Source organism: Actinospica robiniae DSM 44927, from assembly GCF_000504285.1.
GTDB lineage: Bacteria > Actinomycetota > Actinomycetes > Streptomycetales > Catenulisporaceae > Actinospica > Actinospica robiniae.
In genome coordinates, this window is record NZ_KI632511.1 from 6,807,471 (window position 1) to 6,822,901 (window position 15,431).

Genomic DNA, 15,431 nt, shown 5'->3' on the forward strand with positions numbered 1-15,431 from the left:
GGGCGAAGGCCCGGCGTCGTTGATCACCCGATGGTGTGATCTTCAGCGGATTGCGGCACAGATAAGGCGAGACCCTCGTAGAAAGGTTCGGAAAGATGGCGAACGACGAGGAGGAATGGGACATGTACGCCCCGGTGTTGCCGGCTACGCCGCCCGATGGCTGGACGCTCGAGAACCTCCCTCCGGATCTGCCGAAGCACACCGAGCTGATCCGGGGGGCGCTCGTCATGAGCCCGCAGAAGAGCTGGCATCTGGTTATCGTCCGGATGCTCGAAGGCGAATTGCTCAAGCAGGCGCCGGATGCATACCGCGTGCTCCGGGAAATGGCCGTGCGGAAGAGTCCGCGATCCGCTCCGGAACCGGACATCTCCATCGTTCGCGCCGAGGCCTTCGACTTGGATAAGTCGGTCTATCTCCCGCAGGACATCGTTCTCGCCGCCGAGGTCGTCTCGCCTGAATCCGAGGAGCGCGACCGCGAGGACAAGCCCGCCATGTACGCGATGATGGGCATCGCCTCATTCTGGCTGATCGAGCGTGGCGAGGACGACGATCCGGTGGTGCACGAGCACCGGCTGGTCGGCGACCGGTTCGAGTGGAAGCGCGCCCACGTGGGCCGACTGGTGACCGACGTCCCGTTCGCCCTCGACATCCCCTTGCGCGTCCCGTCCCGGTAGTACGAAAAATCCCCTGTCCGGCTCACGTACCCTTGAGGTATGCGAGTACTAGCAGCGATGTCCGGCGGAGTCGACTCGGCGGTGGCGGCCGCCCGCGCGGTGGCGGCGGGGCATGAAGTGACCGGGGTGCACTTGGCGCTCTCGCGCAACCCGCAGTCCTTCCGTACCGGGGCCCGCGGCTGCTGCACCGTCGAGGATTCGCGCGACGCGCGGCGGGCCGCCGACGTGATCGGCATCCCGTTCTATGTGTGGGACATGGCCGAGCGCTTCCACGCGGACGTGGTGGACGACTTCGTCGCCGAGTACGCCGCGGGGCGCACGCCCAACCCCTGCCTGCGCTGCAACGAGAAGATCAAGTTCGCCGCGGTGCTGGACAAGGCGCAGGCGCTCGGCTTCGACGCGGTGTGCACCGGGCACTACGCGCGGATCGTGGACGGGCCGGACGGCGGGCGGGAGCTGCATCGCGCTCTGGACCCGGCCAAGGACCAGTCCTACGTCCTCGGTGTGCTCGACGCCCGGCAGCTGGCCGGCGCGCTTTTCCCGCTCGGCGACTCGCTCAAGACCGACGTGCGCGCCGAGGCGGAGCGGCTCGGGCTCGCCGTCGCGGACAAGCCGGACTCGCACGACGTCTGCTTCATCGCCGACGGCGACACCCGCGGGTTCCTGGCCGAGCGCCTCGGCACCGCGCCCGGCAAGATCGTGGACAGCTCCGGCGCCGTGGTCGGGGAGCATCAGGGGGCGTACGGGTACACCATCGGGCAGCGCAAGGGCCTGCGAATCGGGGATCCGGCCGGGGACGGGCGCCCGCGCTACGTGCTGGAGATCTCGCCGGTCGAGAACACCGTCACCGTGGGCACGGCCGAGGAGCTCGCGGTGGACGCGCTCGACGCCGGGCACGTGCGCTGGTGCGGGCCGGTCGGCCGGGACGGCTTCGACTGCCTGGTCCAGCTGCGCGCGCACGGCGAGCCGGTCGCGGCCTCGGCCCGCTACGACGCGGATGGCGGCGTGGTGATGCTGGCGTTCGCCGCGTCCGTGCGCGGCATCGCGCCGGGACAGACCGCGGTGCTCTACGACGGCAGCCGCGTCATCGGCTCGGCCACGATCACCGCGACCCGCCGGGCCGACGCGGTCGCAGGCGCCTGATTCGTCCTCACTGCTGCGGCGGAAAGGCGAAGAGCACGAACAGGACGAAGACCGCCAGGGCCAGCAGCAGGGTCAGCAGCGCGCCCGCGGCGATGCCGAAGACGGCGAGGCCGAATCCGCGCTCACCCGAACGGCGGATCTGGCGCAGCCCCAGGCCGCCGAAGACGATCGCGGCCGGCGGGCAGAGCACGAGGAGGACCAGCGACAGCAGGGAGCACACGTTGATCCTGGTGAGCCGCACGGCCGCGGCCGTCCTCGTGCTCGCGCCGGACCTGCGCGCGGCGTAGGCCAGGCCCGGCACGGTCGAGGGCGAGGCCTTCTCCGCGCGCAGCGGCTTCGGGATCGCGTCCTCGGGCTCGGGCCCGGGCCACGGCCGGGCGTCCTCGGGTTCCGGGCCGAGCGGTACGTACCACGACATCAGACGTCGAAGCGCACGTACACGCCGCGGTACTCGCGGGTGGCCAGCTCCGAGAGCATCGAGAGCCCGCGCAGCAGGCCGGCGTAGCGCTCGGCGCTCCACTCGGTGCCCCAGGTGCGCACCTGCCACAGCCGGGCCAGCTCCATCAGCCGCCGGTCCCCGCACCCGGCCAGCTGCCGGTAGAGCGGGGTGCGCACGGTCAGCACCACCTGCTCCTCAGTGCCCTGAGCCAGCGATCCCGGGGCCAGCGCGGCACATCGGCCCAGCTCCCGCGCCGGGGTCAGCAGCGCCTCGCGCACGCTCACCGGGTCGTGCCCGGTCGCCAGCGTGTCGAGTTCCAGCAGCTGGGCCGGATCGAGGTCCGCCGCGTCCACGAAGGCCAGCCGCACGCCCGCCGCCACCGCGTCACGACCGCGGCTCCAGGCGCCGACGAGCCGAGACAGTTCCGCGGCCGTGGCGGTGAAGAACATGGTCTGCACGCGGATCACCCCTCTCAACGCTAGCCGGTCGAAGTCCTCACCCGTCGGATGACAGAGTTTTGCATAGCCCGCCCTGATCCGCCGCTCTTTTCGGAGCAGATTCGCCTTAGCGGGTGTAGCGATATTCTGCAGACATGACCAACGATCACCGGGCCGCGGTCCCGGGACCAGCCGCCTCCGGCGTCGGATCGCTGCCGGGCGGTGATCTGGGAGCCGCCCTGCGCCTGGTTTTCGACGGCCTGGGTGGCGCTCCTGGCCTACCGTACCTGCCCGAGCTGCCCGCGCGGGGGGTGGGGGCGGACATGGCCGGGCGCACGGCCGCACTGCTGGTGGACCTGGCGGTGGAGCTTGCTCCGTCCGGTTGGCGGGTGGCCGACGCGGCGGGCCGCGACCACGGGCGGGCGCACAGCCATCTGCGCCGTGATCTGGACCTGCTCGAGGAGCACACCCAGGACTACACCGGCGCGCTGAAGGTGCAGGCGGTGGGGCCGTGGACGCTCGCGGCCACGATCGAGCTCAAGCACGGCGACAAGGTGCTCGCGGACCGCGGCGCCTGCCGGGACCTGGCCGAGTCGCTGGCCGAGGGCCTCGCTCTGCATCTGGCCGAGCTGCGCCGGCGGATCCCGGGAGCCAAGCTCGTGCTCCAACTGGACGAACCGGCGCTGCCCGGCGTGTTGCGCGGCACCGTCCCGACCGCCAGCGGCTTCGGCCGGCTGCGCTCGGTGGAGGAGCCGGCCGCGCGGGACCTGCTGCGCCGGGTGATCGAGACCGCGGCGCCGGACAGCCCGGTCGTCGTGCACTGCTGCGCCCCGGACGTCCCGTTCGCCACGCTGCGCGGCGCCGGCGCCTCCGCCGTCTCGGTGGACTGGTCGCTGCTGACGACCCGCCAGGACGAGGAGCTCGCCGAGCTGGTCGAGGCCGGCGTCATGCTCTACGCGGGCGTCGTCCCGGCGCTGGACCCGGTCTCCAGCGTGCCGCCGGGCTACCAGAAGTTCGTCGACGAGATCCTCGCGCTGCGCCGGATCGGCCTGCCGCCCCGTCAGATCGCCGGCGCCGTCGTGGTCACGCCGTCCTGCGGCCTGGCCGGCGCGAGCCCGCAGTGGGCGGCGCGGGCGCAGCGGCTGTGCCTGGACGCGGCGCAGGCGCTCGCCGACGTGGAGTGAGCGGGCGGCGCGCGGGGCCGTTCGAGCGAACACGGCTGAACCGAATCTGAAGAATCCGGCAACCGTTCCCCGGTCGGCGGCATCTGTCAGTACATGACGGATCCGCAGCCGCACGCCTGGTCCCGCCGCCGCTTCACCAAGATCATGGGCGGTGCGGCATCACTGGCCACCCTGGGTACCTTCGCCTCCGCCTGCGACGGGCCGGCCGGGTCGCCCACGTCGGCGCAAGCCGCGAACGCGGGCGTGACCAAGGCGCCGACGACCGCCGCGTCGCCGCAGCCGAAGGCCGCCGCGCAGAACGTGGTGGACGCGCAACTGCTCTCCAGCCGCTACGGCCTCAAGCCCTTCCTGCCGGCCCCGCCGCCGCCCACGGCCAAGGCCATCCACCTCGACCCGAACCACCCGACGACCTTCTCGGACGTCCCGGCCAGCGAGAAGATCGTGTTCGTCACCATCGACGACGGGATCGACAAGGACCCGGCCTTCATCCAGATGGTCAAGGACTTCAAGATCCCGCTGACCCTCTCGCTGGCCGACACGCTGATCCGGGACGACTACGCGTACTTCGAGAAGCTGTACGAGACCGGCTTCGTCTCCATTCAGAACCACACGGTGACCCATCCCCTGGAGATGCCCGGGCTCTCCTTCCAGCAGCAGCTCGACGAGGTGGCCGGGCAGCAGGTCAAGCTGAAGCGGGAGTACGGCGTCACGCCTTACATATTCCGGCCGCCGGGCGGCAACTACAACGAGACCACCCGCGCGGCGGTGCGCCAGGCCGGTCTCAAGGGCATGATGATGTGGCGGGAGGCGATGGAGATAGAGGACATGGAGTATCAGACCTCGCGCCGGCAGCTGAACCCGGGCGACATCATCCTGTGCCACTTCCGCGGTCCGGCCCAGCTCAAGGGCAAGACCATGGTCCAGATGATGACCAACCTGTACCGCCACATCCAGGCCCAGGGGTTCGCTGTCGCCGACGTCACCCAGTACGTCTGACCTACCGTCGGCCCCGCAGCGGTACCATCGGGGCATGGTGGGTCACGTATCGGGACGGACCGTGGCATGACGGATCGTCCCAAACTCAAGGTCTCCTACACCGTGGAGGCCAAGCAGACGCGCGACGAACTGCCCGTCGAACGTCAGGCGATGCTCGATCACGCGGTGAAGGTGCTCTCCCGCGACCCGTATCACAAGACCGCTACCGCATCCATCGGAACGAACGACAACTACCGCAAGGCCTACGTCGCACCCGGGCTCATGCTCGAGTACACAGTGGTGCGGGAGGTACTCGTGGTGGTGCTGCTCGAGATCTTCGACGAGAGCAGATACCTGCTCGACCTCGACGTGGACGAGGAGCTCTGACCAGGAGAACCCTCGAAGCGCGTCACCGGCCGTGGTCGGCTGTTTCTGTCGGTGGGCACCGGTAGTTTGTGTCTATGGCTGAGAAGCGAGACACCTCCCTGAGCAGCGAGGCCGTCGTTCCCACGGAGTCCGGGGCGGCCCACCGGCACGCCGAACTCGTCGCGGTCATCGACGAGGCTCGGTTCCGCTACCACGTGCTCGACCGGCCGACGATGGCCGACGGCGAGTACGACGCGATGATGCGCGAGCTGGTCGGCCTGGAGGAGGAGCACCCGGAGCTGCGCACGCCGGACTCGCCCTCGCAGAAGGTCGGCGCCGAGCTGTCCACCGACTTCGCCTCGGTGGACCACATCGAGCGGATGCTCTCGCTGGCGAACGCCTTCAACGCCGAGGAGATGGCGGCGTTCAACGAGCGCGTGGTCCGGGAGGTCGGCTCCGTGCCCGCGTACCTGTGCGAGTTGAAGGTGGACGGACTGGCCGTCGCCCTGGTCTACGAGAACGGCCGGCTGATCCGCGGCGTCACCCGCGGCGACGGGCGCACCGGCGAGGACGTCACGGCCAACGTGCGCACCATCAAGGGCATCCCGTCGAAGCTGACCGGCTCGGCCGAGCACCCGGTGCCCGAGCTGGTCGAGGTGCGCGGGGAGATCTACTTCCCGAGCGCGCAGTTCGAGGAGTTCAACGCCTGGGCGATGGAGCACGAGGGCCGCTCCTACGCCAACCCGCGCAACACCGCGGCCGGCTCGCTGCGGCAGAAGGACCCGCGGGTCACAGCCCAGCGGCCGCTGCGCATGGTCGTGCACGGGATCGGCGCCCGCCGCGGCCTGGACGTGACTTCCCAGTCGCACGCGTACGAGCTGCTGCGCGCCTGGGGCCTGCCGACTTCCGACCGGGTCAAGGTGGTCGAGTCGCTCGACGAGGTGCTCGCTTATATCGAGTACTACGGCAAGCACCGGCACGACGTGGAGCACGAGATCGACGGCGTCGTGGTCAAGGTGGACAACCTCGCCCTGCAGGGCCGGCTCGGCGCGACCAGCAAGGATCCGCGCTGGGCCATCGCGTACAAGTACCCGCCGGAGGAGGTCACCACCAAGCTCCTGGACATCAGGGTGCAGGTGGGGCGCACCGGCCGGGTCACCCCGTACGCGGTGATGGAGCCGGTGACGGTGGCCGGGTCCACCGTCGCCCAGGCCACCCTGCACAACCAGGAGGTGGTCAAGCGCAAGGGCGTGCTGATCGGCGACACGATCGTGCTGCGCAAGGCCGGCGACGTCATCCCCGAGGTGGTCGGGCCGGTGGTCGAGCTGCGCACGGGCGAGGAGCTCGAGTTCGTGATGCCGGCCGAGTGCCCGTCCTGCGCCACGCCGATCGCCCCGCAGAAAGAGGGCGACATCGACCTGCGCTGTCCCAACTCGCGCAGCTGCCCGGGCCAGCTCAAGGAGCGGATGGCTTATCTGGCCGGGCGCAGTGCGCTGGACATCGAGGCCCTCGGCTACGAGGCCGCGGCCGCACTGACCGCGCCGGACTCGGGCGAGGCGCCGCTCACCTCCGAGAGCGAACTGTTCGAGCTGACGGTGGAGAAGCTGGCCGAGCCGCGGATGTACCAGAAGGCCCGGGGCAAGGAGGCGGCCGAGGGCGCGCTCGAACTCGTGCCGTACTTCTACACCAAGGGCACCAAGGCCAAGCCCTCGGCGCCGACCAAGACCACGGCCCAGCTGCTCGAGCAGATCGAGGCGGCGAAGACCAAGGAGCTGTGGCGGTATCTGACCGCCCTGTCCATCCGGCATGTGGGCCCGAGCGCGGCCCGTGAGCTGGCCCGAGTGCTCGGCTCGCTCGAGGCGCTGCGCGACGCGAGCGCGGAGGACCTCGCCGGCATCGACGGTGTCGGCCCGACCATCGCGCAGGCCGTGGTCGAGTGGTTCACCGTGGACTGGCACCGGGAGATCATCGAGCGCTGGCTCGCCGCCGGCGTGCGCCCGACCGTGCCCGCCCGCGCCGCCGGGCCGCAGCCGCTGGCCGGGCTGACGGTCGTGATCACCGGCACGCTCGAGGGCTTCACCCGGGACGGTGCCAAGGACGCGGCGCAGGAAGCCGGCGCGAAGGTGTCCGGCTCGGTCTCGAAGAAGACCTCGTACGTCGTGGTGGGGGAGAACCCGGGCAGCAAGGCTGACAAGGCCACCGAGCTCGGCGTGCCGGTGCTCGACGAGGCCGGCTTCCGCGCGCTGCTGGCCGGGGAGCTGACCGCCGCCGAGCCCGAACAGACGCCGGCCGCCGAGAAGTCCGGGGCCGAGGAGGCGGCGGACGCCGCCGCGGACGCCGACGAGGAGATCGCGTAGGGGCCGCCGGCCCGCCCGTCCGCCTGGGCCGGGTCTTCAAACCGGCGTCGCGGAGTCGGCGCCGGTTTGACGACCCGGCGGGGGCGCGTGCCCGGCGCGCGCCCTGGCGTGTGAGCCCGGCGCGGGCGGCGCGCGCTACCCCTCCCGTGTCCGCGCAGGCCAGGGTGGGCGCGGAGACGAAGATCATCTGATTCACCGTCACGAATCGGCCAAGCTTTCACCTGAATACGTGCTATGCGATTAGCCTGGTTGCTCACGCGCTCCCGTCGCGTGCCCGGCGCGTCCGGCCGGAGTGATCGGCCCGTGCCTGAGTGACTGAACCGGCTCGACGACGGAGGTGGAGATGGCGCGGTTCCGGATGTTCTGGACGGATCCGACCTGGCGTCCGCGCGCCTACCTCAGTCTCGTCATAGGCGGCGGCGGCGCCGCGATCGCCGCCGCGCTCTACTCCCTGTGGACCGGAGCGGGCGCGGCCGGCCGGCTGCAGCTGCAGCCCGCGGTGCTCTGGCTGCTGATCGCGCTGGTCGTCCTGGGCGAGGCCCGGCCGGTCCTGTCCCGCCGCAACACCGACGGCGCCAGCCTCGGCCTCGCCTTCGCCTCGGCCATCTACGCCGTGGACGGCTGGCAGGACGCGGTGCTCGCCCAAGCCCTGGGCATGCTGCTGGCCGAGGTCGGCCGCCGGCACACCTTCGACCGGATCGCGTTCAACGTCTGCCAGCAGGCCATCTCCTACTTCGCCGGCTCGTTCCTGTTCACCCTGCTGGTCGACCGGAACGGCAACAGCGCGGTCCACGCCAACGTGCTCGGGCCGGCCAGGGTCAGCGCCCTGATCGTCACCGGCTGCGTCATCGTCGTCGTCAACCACTCGCTGGTCTGGGGCTACGTGGCGCAGGTGCGCGGCCTGCCGTTCTCGCTGCAGCTGCGCCGGGACGGCTGGCGGCAGACCCGCGCGTCCGGCGCCATGGTCTGCCTGGCCCCGCTCGTGGTGGGGCTGACGATGCGTCACGGCTGGCTGCTGCTGTGCCTGCTGCCCGCCATCTACGTCGTGCACGGCAGCACCACCGAGCGGTGGGAGCGCGAGTGGGAGTCCAAGCACGACGTGCTCACCGGGCTGCCCAACGGCCGGCTGCTGCGCGCCGAGGGGGACAAGGCGCTGGAGGTGGCCGAGCGCACCGGCGGCCGGGTGGGCGTGCTGCTGCTCGACCTCGACCGGTTCAAGGACGTCAACGACACGCTCGGGCACCTGATCGGGGATCAGCTGCTGCGCGTGGTGGCCAGTCGGCTCTCCGCCTGCGTCGGCAGCCAGGGCATGCTGGCCCGGTGGAGCGGCGACGAGTTCGTGGTGCTGCTGCCGAACGTGCGCACCGAGCAGGAGGCCTTCTCCGCCGCGCACCGGATCGCCGAGTGCTTCACGATCCCGTTCCAGCTCGAGGCCTACACGCTCGACCTCGAGTGCTCCATCGGCGTGGCCGAGTATCCCCGGGACGCGGACGACTTCGAACAGCTGCTCCAGCGCGCGGACGTGGCCATGTACCAGGCCAAGCGCTCGCGCTCGGGCATCGCGGTCTACGAGGCGGGCCGGGACCAGAACACCCCGGACCGGCTCGCGCTGCTCGGCGACCTGCGCCGCGCGCTGGCCGGCGGCGAGATCCAGCTGCACTACCAGCCGAAGGTGGCGTTCGCCACCGGCCAGGTCGTCGGCTTCGAGGGCCTGGTGCGGTGGAACCACGCCGGACGCGGCCCGGTCAACCCGGAGGAGTTCGTCCAGCTCGCCGAGCAGACCGGCCTGATGCCGACGCTCACCACGTACGTGGTCGAGCGGGCGCTGGCGCAGGCCGCAGTCTGGTGGCGCTCGGGCCTGTCGGTGCCGGTCGCGGTGAACGTCTCCATGCGCGACATCCACGGCCCCAACTTCGTCGCCGCGATCCAGGAAGGCCTGCGCAAGCACCGCGTGCCGCCGGCCGCGCTGCAGCTCGAGATCACCGAGCGGGTGCTGTTGCAGGACCCTGAGCGCGCGAAGGCCACCCTGCACCGCCTCGACGCGCTCGGGGTGAACCTGTCGCTGGACGACTTCGGCACCGGCTACTCCTCCCTGGTGCTGCTGCGCAGCGTGCCGGTGCGCGAGATCAAGATCGACAAATCCTTCGTGGCCCGGCTGGTGCACGACCAGGAGGACGCCGCGATCGTGCGCTCCACCGTGGACCTCGCCCACTCGCTCGGCCTGAAGGTGGTCGCCGAGGGCGTGGAGGACCAGGTGACCTGGCAGCGCCTGGCCGAACTCGGCTGCGACATCGCCCAGGGCTGGCTGCTGGCCAAGGCGCTGCCCGCGCACGAGGCCACGGCGTGGCTCAACCGCCGGGCCCAGGCCGTCGCGCACGGCCGTCCGACCGCGGCGCTGCCCGGGCCGAAGAACCGGCCTTCGCTGCGCGGCGCCCCCTGACCGGCGTCCGAGCGCTCTCTCGGCCCAGCCCGTCCCCGCCGATCCCAGCCCGCGAAAAGTAATCCGCCCGAGTGACAACCGGTCGTGCCGCAGAGGCGTGACACCATCGAGCGCGCCTGCTGCGGGGCGCCGACGTTCACCGCGCACCGGCGCCAGGCCGCGGAGAGCTCCGACGTACCGGACCTGAGCCCGGACCGGCTGGCGATCGTCGTCGCGCTGCAGAAGATCACACCGGAGCTGCGGCAGGTGATCGTGCTGCACCATCTGCTCGACCTCTCCGTCGAGGAGATCTGCGCGGAGACCGGGGTGCCCTCCGGCACGGTGAAGGCGCGCCTGGTACGCGGTCGCAAGGCGCTGGCCCCTCATCTGAGCGAGTTCGCACAGGAGGCCGGGCATGGCCCCGAGACCACGCAGACCCGCGGCGCCAAGGCCGTCGGCCGGGCCGCCGGCCCGGCGACGTCCGACACATCCGGCAGTTCGACTCACGAAACGACTTCGAAGGAGGGTACGCGCTATGTCTGAGCATTTCGACGAACTGCTTTCCGGCGTGGTCGAGTCGGCGAGCAGCGCCGCGCGCGAGCCCGGCGCTGCGGCGGCCCGCAAGCGAGGCCGGCAGCGCCGCACCCGGCAACGGCTGGCCTCCTCCGCGCTGACCGTGGCCGTGCTCGGCGGGGCGGGCGGCGTGGCCGCGGTCTCGCTGAACCACAGCGGTCCCGGCAAGGTGCCCGTCGCGAACTCCTCCGTCTCGGCCAGTGCGAGCGTCATCACGGCGAGCCCGTCGCCGTCCCAGTCGGCGTCCGAATCCGCGAGTCCGACCGCTCCGACGCAGAACCCGACCACCACCACGCCGAGCGACACGAACTCGGGCACACCGACGAGTTCGATCCCGAGCGCTGTGAAGACGTTCTGGTCGGCGGTTCCGGCTGGTTGGCTTTCGCCGTCGCTGGTGCCGCTCGACGGCACGCTGCACTGGGCCGGGGGTGGTGTGTCGACGGCGCTGAGCGGTGTGGCGCTGATGGGGCAGACCCCGATTCTCTACCCGTGTGCGGACGCGGCGAACGGCTACCCGATCTTCTCGAAGGATGTCGCCGGGTTCTCGATGAACAGTTTCACTGCCACGGCGGATGTCACCGGTGCCGGGTTCGACGGCACTTCGGGGGCGAGGCAGGAGTACGTGCGTTATAGCAGTGTCGCGGCGGCGCAGGCCGCGTACGCTGCGCTGGTCAGGGATGTGGGGGCGTGCTCGGTTCTCAAGGACATGACCGATGTGAAGAACGTGCCCTCCACGGAGGTGGCCACGAAGACCGCGACGGTCTCCGACGGTGTGGCCTACACCGACATCAGGCGTACCGATCAGGGCCGGCCCGCGCAGGTGAACGGCAACTACACCGCCTCCGACTACCACGGCTACGTCGTGCGTAGCGGGAACCTGCTCGACATCGTCTTCCTCGACGGCGGGTCCCCCGTGGACGACTCCAGCCACGACAGCGCCGCCCTCACCACCATGATCCGCGCGCTGGGTTGAGATTCGGCCGAAGACGCGGCAGGGCGCGTCGCGCGCCGGTGAAAAGCGGGACTCGTCTCCTTCCACCCCCATTAGGATGGAGCGGTCCGACCCGGCCGCGGCGCGTCCGCGGGCGCCGCTGCGAGCAGAAAGCAGGACCGATGTCCGCGATCACCCGCGAGGAGGTGGCCCACCTCGCCCGGCTTTCCCGGCTTGCGCTGAGCGAGGCCGAACTCGACCATTTCGCCGAGCAGCTCGACGCGATCGTCGGCGCCGTGGCGAGGGTGAGCGAGCTGCCGACCGAAGACGTGCCGCCCACCTCGCACGCCCAGCCGCTGACGAACATCTTCCGGGCCGACGTGGTGCGTCCGGCCGGGACCCAGGTGCTCGACCGCGCCGAGGTCCTCGCCCAGGCGCCGGCCGCCGAGGACGACCGCTTCCGGGTTCCGCGCATCCTCGGTGAGGACTGAGACCATGAGCACTGATCTGACCAGGCGCACCGCCGCCGAACTGGCCGCCTCGATCGCCTCCGGCGAGGTCTCCGCGCTCGAAGTGACGCAGGCTCACCTGGACCGCATCGGCAAGGTGGACGAGAAGGTCAACGCCTTCCTGCACGTGGACACCGAGGGCGCGCTCTCGGCCGCGCGGGCCGTGGACGCCAAGCGGGCCAAGGGCGAGCGGCTCGGCCCGCTGGCCGGCGTGCCGCTCGCGCTCAAGGACCTGTTCACCACCCGCGGCATCCCGACCACCTGCGGCTCGAAGATCCTCGAGGGCTGGCTCCCGCCGTACGACGCGACCGTCACCCGCAGGCTGCGGGAGGCCGACGTGGTCATCCTGGGCAAGTCCAACATGGACGAGTTCGCCATGGGCTCCTCCACCGAGAACTCCGCCTACGGCCCCACCCGCAACCCGTGGGATCTCGAGCGCATCCCCGGCGGCTCCGGCGGCGGCTCCGCGGCCGCGCTGGCCGCCTTCGAGGCGCCGCTCGCGATCGGCACAGACACCGGCGGCTCGATCCGCCAGCCCGGCGCCGTCACCGGCACCGTGGGCGTGAAGCCGACCTACGGCGGCGTCTCCCGCTTCGGCATGGTGGCCTTCTCCTCCTCGCTCGACCAGGGCGGCCCCTGTGCCCGCACCGTGCTCGACGCGGCGCTTCTGCACGAGGTCATCGCCGGGCACGACCCGCTCGACTCCACCTCCATCGACGCCCCGGTTCCCGGGGTGGTCGCGGCCGCCGAGGCGGGCGCGCGCGAGGGGATCAAGGGCCTGCGGGTCGGCGTGGTCAAGCAGCTCGCCGGCGAGGGCTACCAGGCCGGCGTCATGCAGCGCTTCGAGGAGTCGGTGGCGCTGCTGCGCGAGCTCGGCGCCGAGGTCGTCGAGGTGGACTGCCCCTCGTTCGCCTACGCGCTGCCGGCCTACTACCTGATCGCGCCGAGCGAGTGCTCCTCGAACCTGGCCCGCTTCGACGCCATGCGCTACGGACTGCGCGTCGGCGACAACGGCGAGCACAGCGCCGAGGAGGTCACCGCGCTCACCCGCGAGGCCGGCTTCGGCGCCGAGGTCAAGCGCCGGATCATGCTGGGCACCTACGCGCTCTCCTCGGGCTACTACGACGCCTACTACGGCCAGGCGCAGAAGGTGCGCACCCTGATCACCCGGGACTTCGACGCCGCGTTCGGCCGGGTGGACGTCATGGTCTCGCCGACCACCCCGACCACCGCCTTCAAGATCGGCGAGCGCGCCGACGACCCGATGGCGATGTACCTGGCGGACCTGTGCACCATCCCCACCAACCTGGCCGGCAACGCCGGCATGTCGCTGCCCTGCGGCCTCGCGCCGGAGGACGGGCTGCCGGTGGGCCTGCAGATCCTCGCGCCGGCCATGGCCGACGACCGGCTCTACCGCGTGGGCGCCGCGCTGGAGGCCGCGTTGCTGGCACAGTGGGGCCGGCCGATGCTGGACGCCGTCCCGGCGCTGTAGCCGGCGCGGGCACGGCAAGGGCGGTCGCCGAACTGCCGGGCGGGGCGCGCGTCGCCCCGCCCGCACGAGAAGGGCACGGGTATGGGCATGCTGGGCAGGGGCAAGAAGGACCAGTCGCTGGTCAAGGTCCCCAAGGGCAGGATCGGCCGGACGGTGTTCGCCGGCGGCCAGGTCGCCGCCGCGCTCGCCGCCTGGCGGGCGTTCAAGGACGCGAAGAGCAAGGGCGACCGGCTCGCCCAGCTGCACGGCGCGGTCACCGGCGCCGCGGTCCTGGTGACCCTGGCCGTGGCGCTGCGCACCGTGCACGAGCAGGACGAGACGATCGAGGGCGAGATCGTCGAACCGAGTACGTCGGCCGCCGCGGGCTAGCCGGAGTGAACCTGATGACTGTGTTGAAGGAGCTGAACTTCTGATGACCGCGACCACCGAGGAGCTGATGGACCTCGACGAGGCGCTCACCCGGTTCGATCCGGTGATGGGCCTCGAGGTGCACGTCGAGCTGGGTACGAACACGAAGATGTTCTGCTCCTGCCCGACCGAGTTCGGTGCCGAGCCCAACACCCAGGTCTGCCCCACCTGCCTGGGCCTGCCCGGCGCGCTGCCGGTGGTCAACGAGATCGGGGTGGAGTCCGCGATCCGGATCGGCCTGGCGCTCAACTGCGAGATCGCCGAGTGGTGCCGGTTCGCCCGGAAGAACTACTTCTACCCGGACATGCCGAAGAACTTCCAGACCTCGCAGTACGACGAGCCGATCGCGTACGAGGGATACCTGGACGTCGAGGTGGAGGGCCAGACCTTCCGCATCGGCATCGAACGGGCGCACATGGAGGAGGACACCGGCAAGTCGACCCACGTGGGCGGCGCGACCGGGCGGATCCACGGCGCCGACTACTCGCTGGTGGACTACAACCGGGCCGGCATCCCGCTGATCGAGATCGTCACCAAGACGATCGAGGTGCCCGGCCACCTCGCCGCCGCGGTGGCCCGCGCGTACGTGGCCGAACTGCGTGAGCTGATCGTCGCGCTCGGCGTCTCGGAGGCGCGGATGGAGCGTGGCCAGATGCGCTGCGACGTGAACCTCTCGCTCAAGCCGACCGGCTCGGAGAAGTTCGGCACCCGGTCCGAGACCAAGAACGTCAACTCCCTGCGGTCGGTGGAGCGGGCCGCCCGCTTCGAGATCCAGCGGCACGCCGCGGTGCTCGCGTCCGGCGGCACGATCGTGCAGGAGACGCGCCACTTCCACGAGGACAAGGGCACGACCACCTCGGGCCGGGTGAAGGAGGAGGCGGAGGACTACCGCTACTTCCCCGAGCCCGACCTGGTCCCGATCGCCCCGGCCCGGGAGTGGGTGGACAAGCTCCGCGAGACCCTGCCGGAGCTGCCGGGCGCCCGCCGCAAGCGGCTCGCCTCCGACTGGGTCATCTCGGACTTCGACATGCAGTCGGTGGTCAACGCCGGCGCCCTCGACCTGATCGAGGCGACCATCGCGGCCGGCGCGGACCCGACCTCGGCCCGCAAGTGGTGGCTGGGCGAGCTGGCCCGCACCGCGAACGAGCGCACGGTGGAGCTGGCCGAGCTGCCCATCACCCCGGCCCATGTGGCCCGGATCGTCGCGCTGGTCTCGGCCGGCGAGCTCAGCGACAAGCTGGCCCGCCAGGTCATCGAGGGCGTGCTGGCCGGCGAGGGCGACCCGGACGCGGTGGTGGCCGCCCGCGGCCTGAAGGTCGTCTCCGACGACACCGCCCTGCTCGCCGCGATCGACGACGCGATCGCCGCCAACCCGGCCGTGGCCGACAAGATCCGTGGCGGCAACCACGCCGCCGCCGGTGTGATCATCGGTGCGGTGATGAAGGCGACCAAGGGCCAGGCCGACGCGGCGAAGGTCAAGGAACTGACGCTCTCCCGCCTCGCCTGAGCCGGACTCCGGATCGG

The 15,431-nt window shown here is 71.3% G+C and carries 15 protein-coding genes; 13 read left to right on the forward strand and 2 right to left on the reverse strand.

What is annotated here, in order from left to right:
• Positions 1 to 95: 95 nt before the first annotated feature.
• Both ACTRO_RS29195 and mnmA read left to right on the forward strand, forming a co-directional pair.
• The gene (locus tag ACTRO_RS29195; RefSeq protein WP_051451558.1) at positions 96 to 674 is read left to right on the forward strand and encodes a Uma2 family endonuclease; all 579 of its coding nucleotides are present in this window, start codon (positions 96 to 98) and stop codon (positions 672 to 674) included.
• A gap of 39 nt (positions 675 to 713) precedes the next feature.
• Positions 714 to 1,817 carry a tRNA 2-thiouridine(34) synthase MnmA gene (mnmA, locus tag ACTRO_RS29200; RefSeq protein WP_084316602.1) on the forward strand — a complete coding sequence of 368 codons (1,104 nt, stop codon included), beginning with the start codon at positions 714 to 716 and terminating at the stop codon, positions 1,815 to 1,817.
• Positions 1,818 to 1,824: 7 nt separating this feature from the next.
• Here mnmA and ACTRO_RS46160 read toward each other — a convergent pair whose 3' ends face one another.
• Both ACTRO_RS46160 and ACTRO_RS29210 read right to left on the reverse strand, forming a co-directional pair.
• Positions 1,825 to 2,235 (reverse strand): DUF4190 domain-containing protein, encoded by a 411-nt coding sequence (locus ACTRO_RS46160; protein ID WP_051451559.1) that lies wholly within the window; start codon positions 2,233 to 2,235, stop codon positions 1,825 to 1,827.
• A complete protein-coding gene (locus ACTRO_RS29210; protein WP_034268204.1) occupies positions 2,235 to 2,723 on the reverse strand; it encodes a hypothetical protein in 489 nt (162 codons plus the stop codon). Before ACTRO_RS29210 ends, ACTRO_RS46160 begins: the two co-directional genes overlap by 1 nt.
• A 125-nt stretch (positions 2,724 to 2,848) precedes the next feature.
• On the opposite strand from ACTRO_RS29210, the gene ACTRO_RS29215 reads away from it, so the two are divergent.
• From ACTRO_RS29215 to gatB, 11 genes are all read left to right on the forward strand, one after another.
• The gene (locus ACTRO_RS29215) at positions 2,849 to 3,877 is read left to right on the forward strand and encodes a methionine synthase (RefSeq protein WP_034268207.1); all 1,029 of its coding nucleotides are present in this window, start codon (positions 2,849 to 2,851) and stop codon (positions 3,875 to 3,877) included.
• A gap of 93 nt (positions 3,878 to 3,970) precedes the next feature.
• The gene (locus tag ACTRO_RS29220) at positions 3,971 to 4,873 is read left to right on the forward strand and encodes a polysaccharide deacetylase family protein (protein WP_051451560.1); all 903 of its coding nucleotides are present in this window, start codon (positions 3,971 to 3,973) and stop codon (positions 4,871 to 4,873) included.
• A 66-nt stretch (positions 4,874 to 4,939) separates the two neighbouring features.
• Entirely contained in the window at positions 4,940 to 5,239 is a 300-nt protein-coding gene (locus ACTRO_RS29225) for a hypothetical protein (protein ID WP_034277227.1), read from the forward strand.
• A 74-nt stretch (positions 5,240 to 5,313) separates the two neighbouring features.
• Entirely contained in the window at positions 5,314 to 7,575 is a 2,262-nt protein-coding gene (gene ligA, locus ACTRO_RS29230; protein WP_034268209.1) for an NAD-dependent DNA ligase LigA, read from the forward strand.
• A 343-nt stretch (positions 7,576 to 7,918) separates the two neighbouring features.
• Positions 7,919 to 10,015, forward strand: coding sequence for a putative bifunctional diguanylate cyclase/phosphodiesterase (locus tag ACTRO_RS29235; protein WP_051451561.1), 2,097 nt, complete (start codon positions 7,919 to 7,921; stop codon positions 10,013 to 10,015).
• A gap of 84 nt (positions 10,016 to 10,099) precedes the next feature.
• Positions 10,100 to 10,537, forward strand: coding sequence for an RNA polymerase sigma factor (locus tag ACTRO_RS44095; RefSeq protein WP_051451562.1), 438 nt, complete (start codon positions 10,100 to 10,102; stop codon positions 10,535 to 10,537).
• A complete protein-coding gene (locus ACTRO_RS29245; protein ID WP_034268212.1) occupies positions 10,530 to 11,540 on the forward strand; it encodes a hypothetical protein in 1,011 nt (336 codons plus the stop codon). Before ACTRO_RS44095 ends, ACTRO_RS29245 begins: the two co-directional genes overlap by 8 nt.
• A gap of 140 nt (positions 11,541 to 11,680) precedes the next feature.
• Entirely contained in the window at positions 11,681 to 11,989 is a 309-nt protein-coding gene (gene gatC, locus ACTRO_RS29250) for an Asp-tRNA(Asn)/Glu-tRNA(Gln) amidotransferase subunit GatC (protein WP_034268215.1), read from the forward strand.
• Between the two features lie 4 nt (positions 11,990 to 11,993).
• Positions 11,994 to 13,499, forward strand: coding sequence for an Asp-tRNA(Asn)/Glu-tRNA(Gln) amidotransferase subunit GatA (gene gatA, locus ACTRO_RS29255; RefSeq protein ID WP_034268217.1), 1,506 nt, complete (start codon positions 11,994 to 11,996; stop codon positions 13,497 to 13,499).
• Between the two features lie 81 nt (positions 13,500 to 13,580).
• Positions 13,581 to 13,868 (forward strand): hypothetical protein, encoded by a 288-nt coding sequence (locus tag ACTRO_RS29260; protein ID WP_034268220.1) that lies wholly within the window; start codon positions 13,581 to 13,583, stop codon positions 13,866 to 13,868.
• 43 nt (positions 13,869 to 13,911) lie between these two features.
• On the forward strand, positions 13,912 to 15,414 hold the full coding sequence (gatB, locus tag ACTRO_RS29265) for an Asp-tRNA(Asn)/Glu-tRNA(Gln) amidotransferase subunit GatB (protein WP_034268222.1): 1,503 nt from the start codon (positions 13,912 to 13,914) through the stop codon (positions 15,412 to 15,414).
• The last annotated feature ends 17 nt before the right edge of the window (positions 15,415 to 15,431 follow it).

Bases quoted from the DNA above. Each gene is read 5' to 3' on its own strand.
- gatB (WP_034268222.1), top strand. From the start codon at position 13,912: ATGACCGCGACCACCGAGGAGCTGATGGACCTCGACGAGGCGCTCACC.
- ACTRO_RS29260 (WP_034268220.1), top strand. From the start codon at position 13,581: ATGGGCATGCTGGGCAGGGGCAAGAAGGACCAGTCGCTGGTCAAGGTC.
- ACTRO_RS29215 (WP_034268207.1), top strand. From the start codon at position 2,849: ATGACCAACGATCACCGGGCCGCGGTCCCGGGACCAGCCGCCTCCGGC.
- mnmA (WP_084316602.1), top strand. From the start codon at position 714: ATGCGAGTACTAGCAGCGATGTCCGGCGGAGTCGACTCGGCGGTGGCG.
- ACTRO_RS29235 (WP_051451561.1), top strand. From the start codon at position 7,919: ATGGCGCGGTTCCGGATGTTCTGGACGGATCCGACCTGGCGTCCGCGC.
- ACTRO_RS29195 (WP_051451558.1), top strand. From the start codon at position 96: ATGGCGAACGACGAGGAGGAATGGGACATGTACGCCCCGGTGTTGCCG.
- ACTRO_RS29225 (WP_034277227.1), top strand. From the start codon at position 4,940: ATGACGGATCGTCCCAAACTCAAGGTCTCCTACACCGTGGAGGCCAAG.
- gatC (WP_034268215.1), top strand. From the start codon at position 11,681: ATGTCCGCGATCACCCGCGAGGAGGTGGCCCACCTCGCCCGGCTTTCC.
- gatA (WP_034268217.1), top strand. From the start codon at position 11,994: ATGAGCACTGATCTGACCAGGCGCACCGCCGCCGAACTGGCCGCCTCG.
- ligA (WP_034268209.1), top strand. From the start codon at position 5,314: ATGGCTGAGAAGCGAGACACCTCCCTGAGCAGCGAGGCCGTCGTTCCC.
- ACTRO_RS46160 (WP_051451559.1), bottom strand. From the start codon at position 2,235: ATGTCGTGGTACGTACCGCTCGGCCCGGAACCCGAGGACGCCCGGCCG.
- ACTRO_RS29245 (WP_034268212.1), top strand. From the start codon at position 10,530: ATGTCTGAGCATTTCGACGAACTGCTTTCCGGCGTGGTCGAGTCGGCG.
- ACTRO_RS29220 (WP_051451560.1), top strand. From the start codon at position 3,971: ATGACGGATCCGCAGCCGCACGCCTGGTCCCGCCGCCGCTTCACCAAG.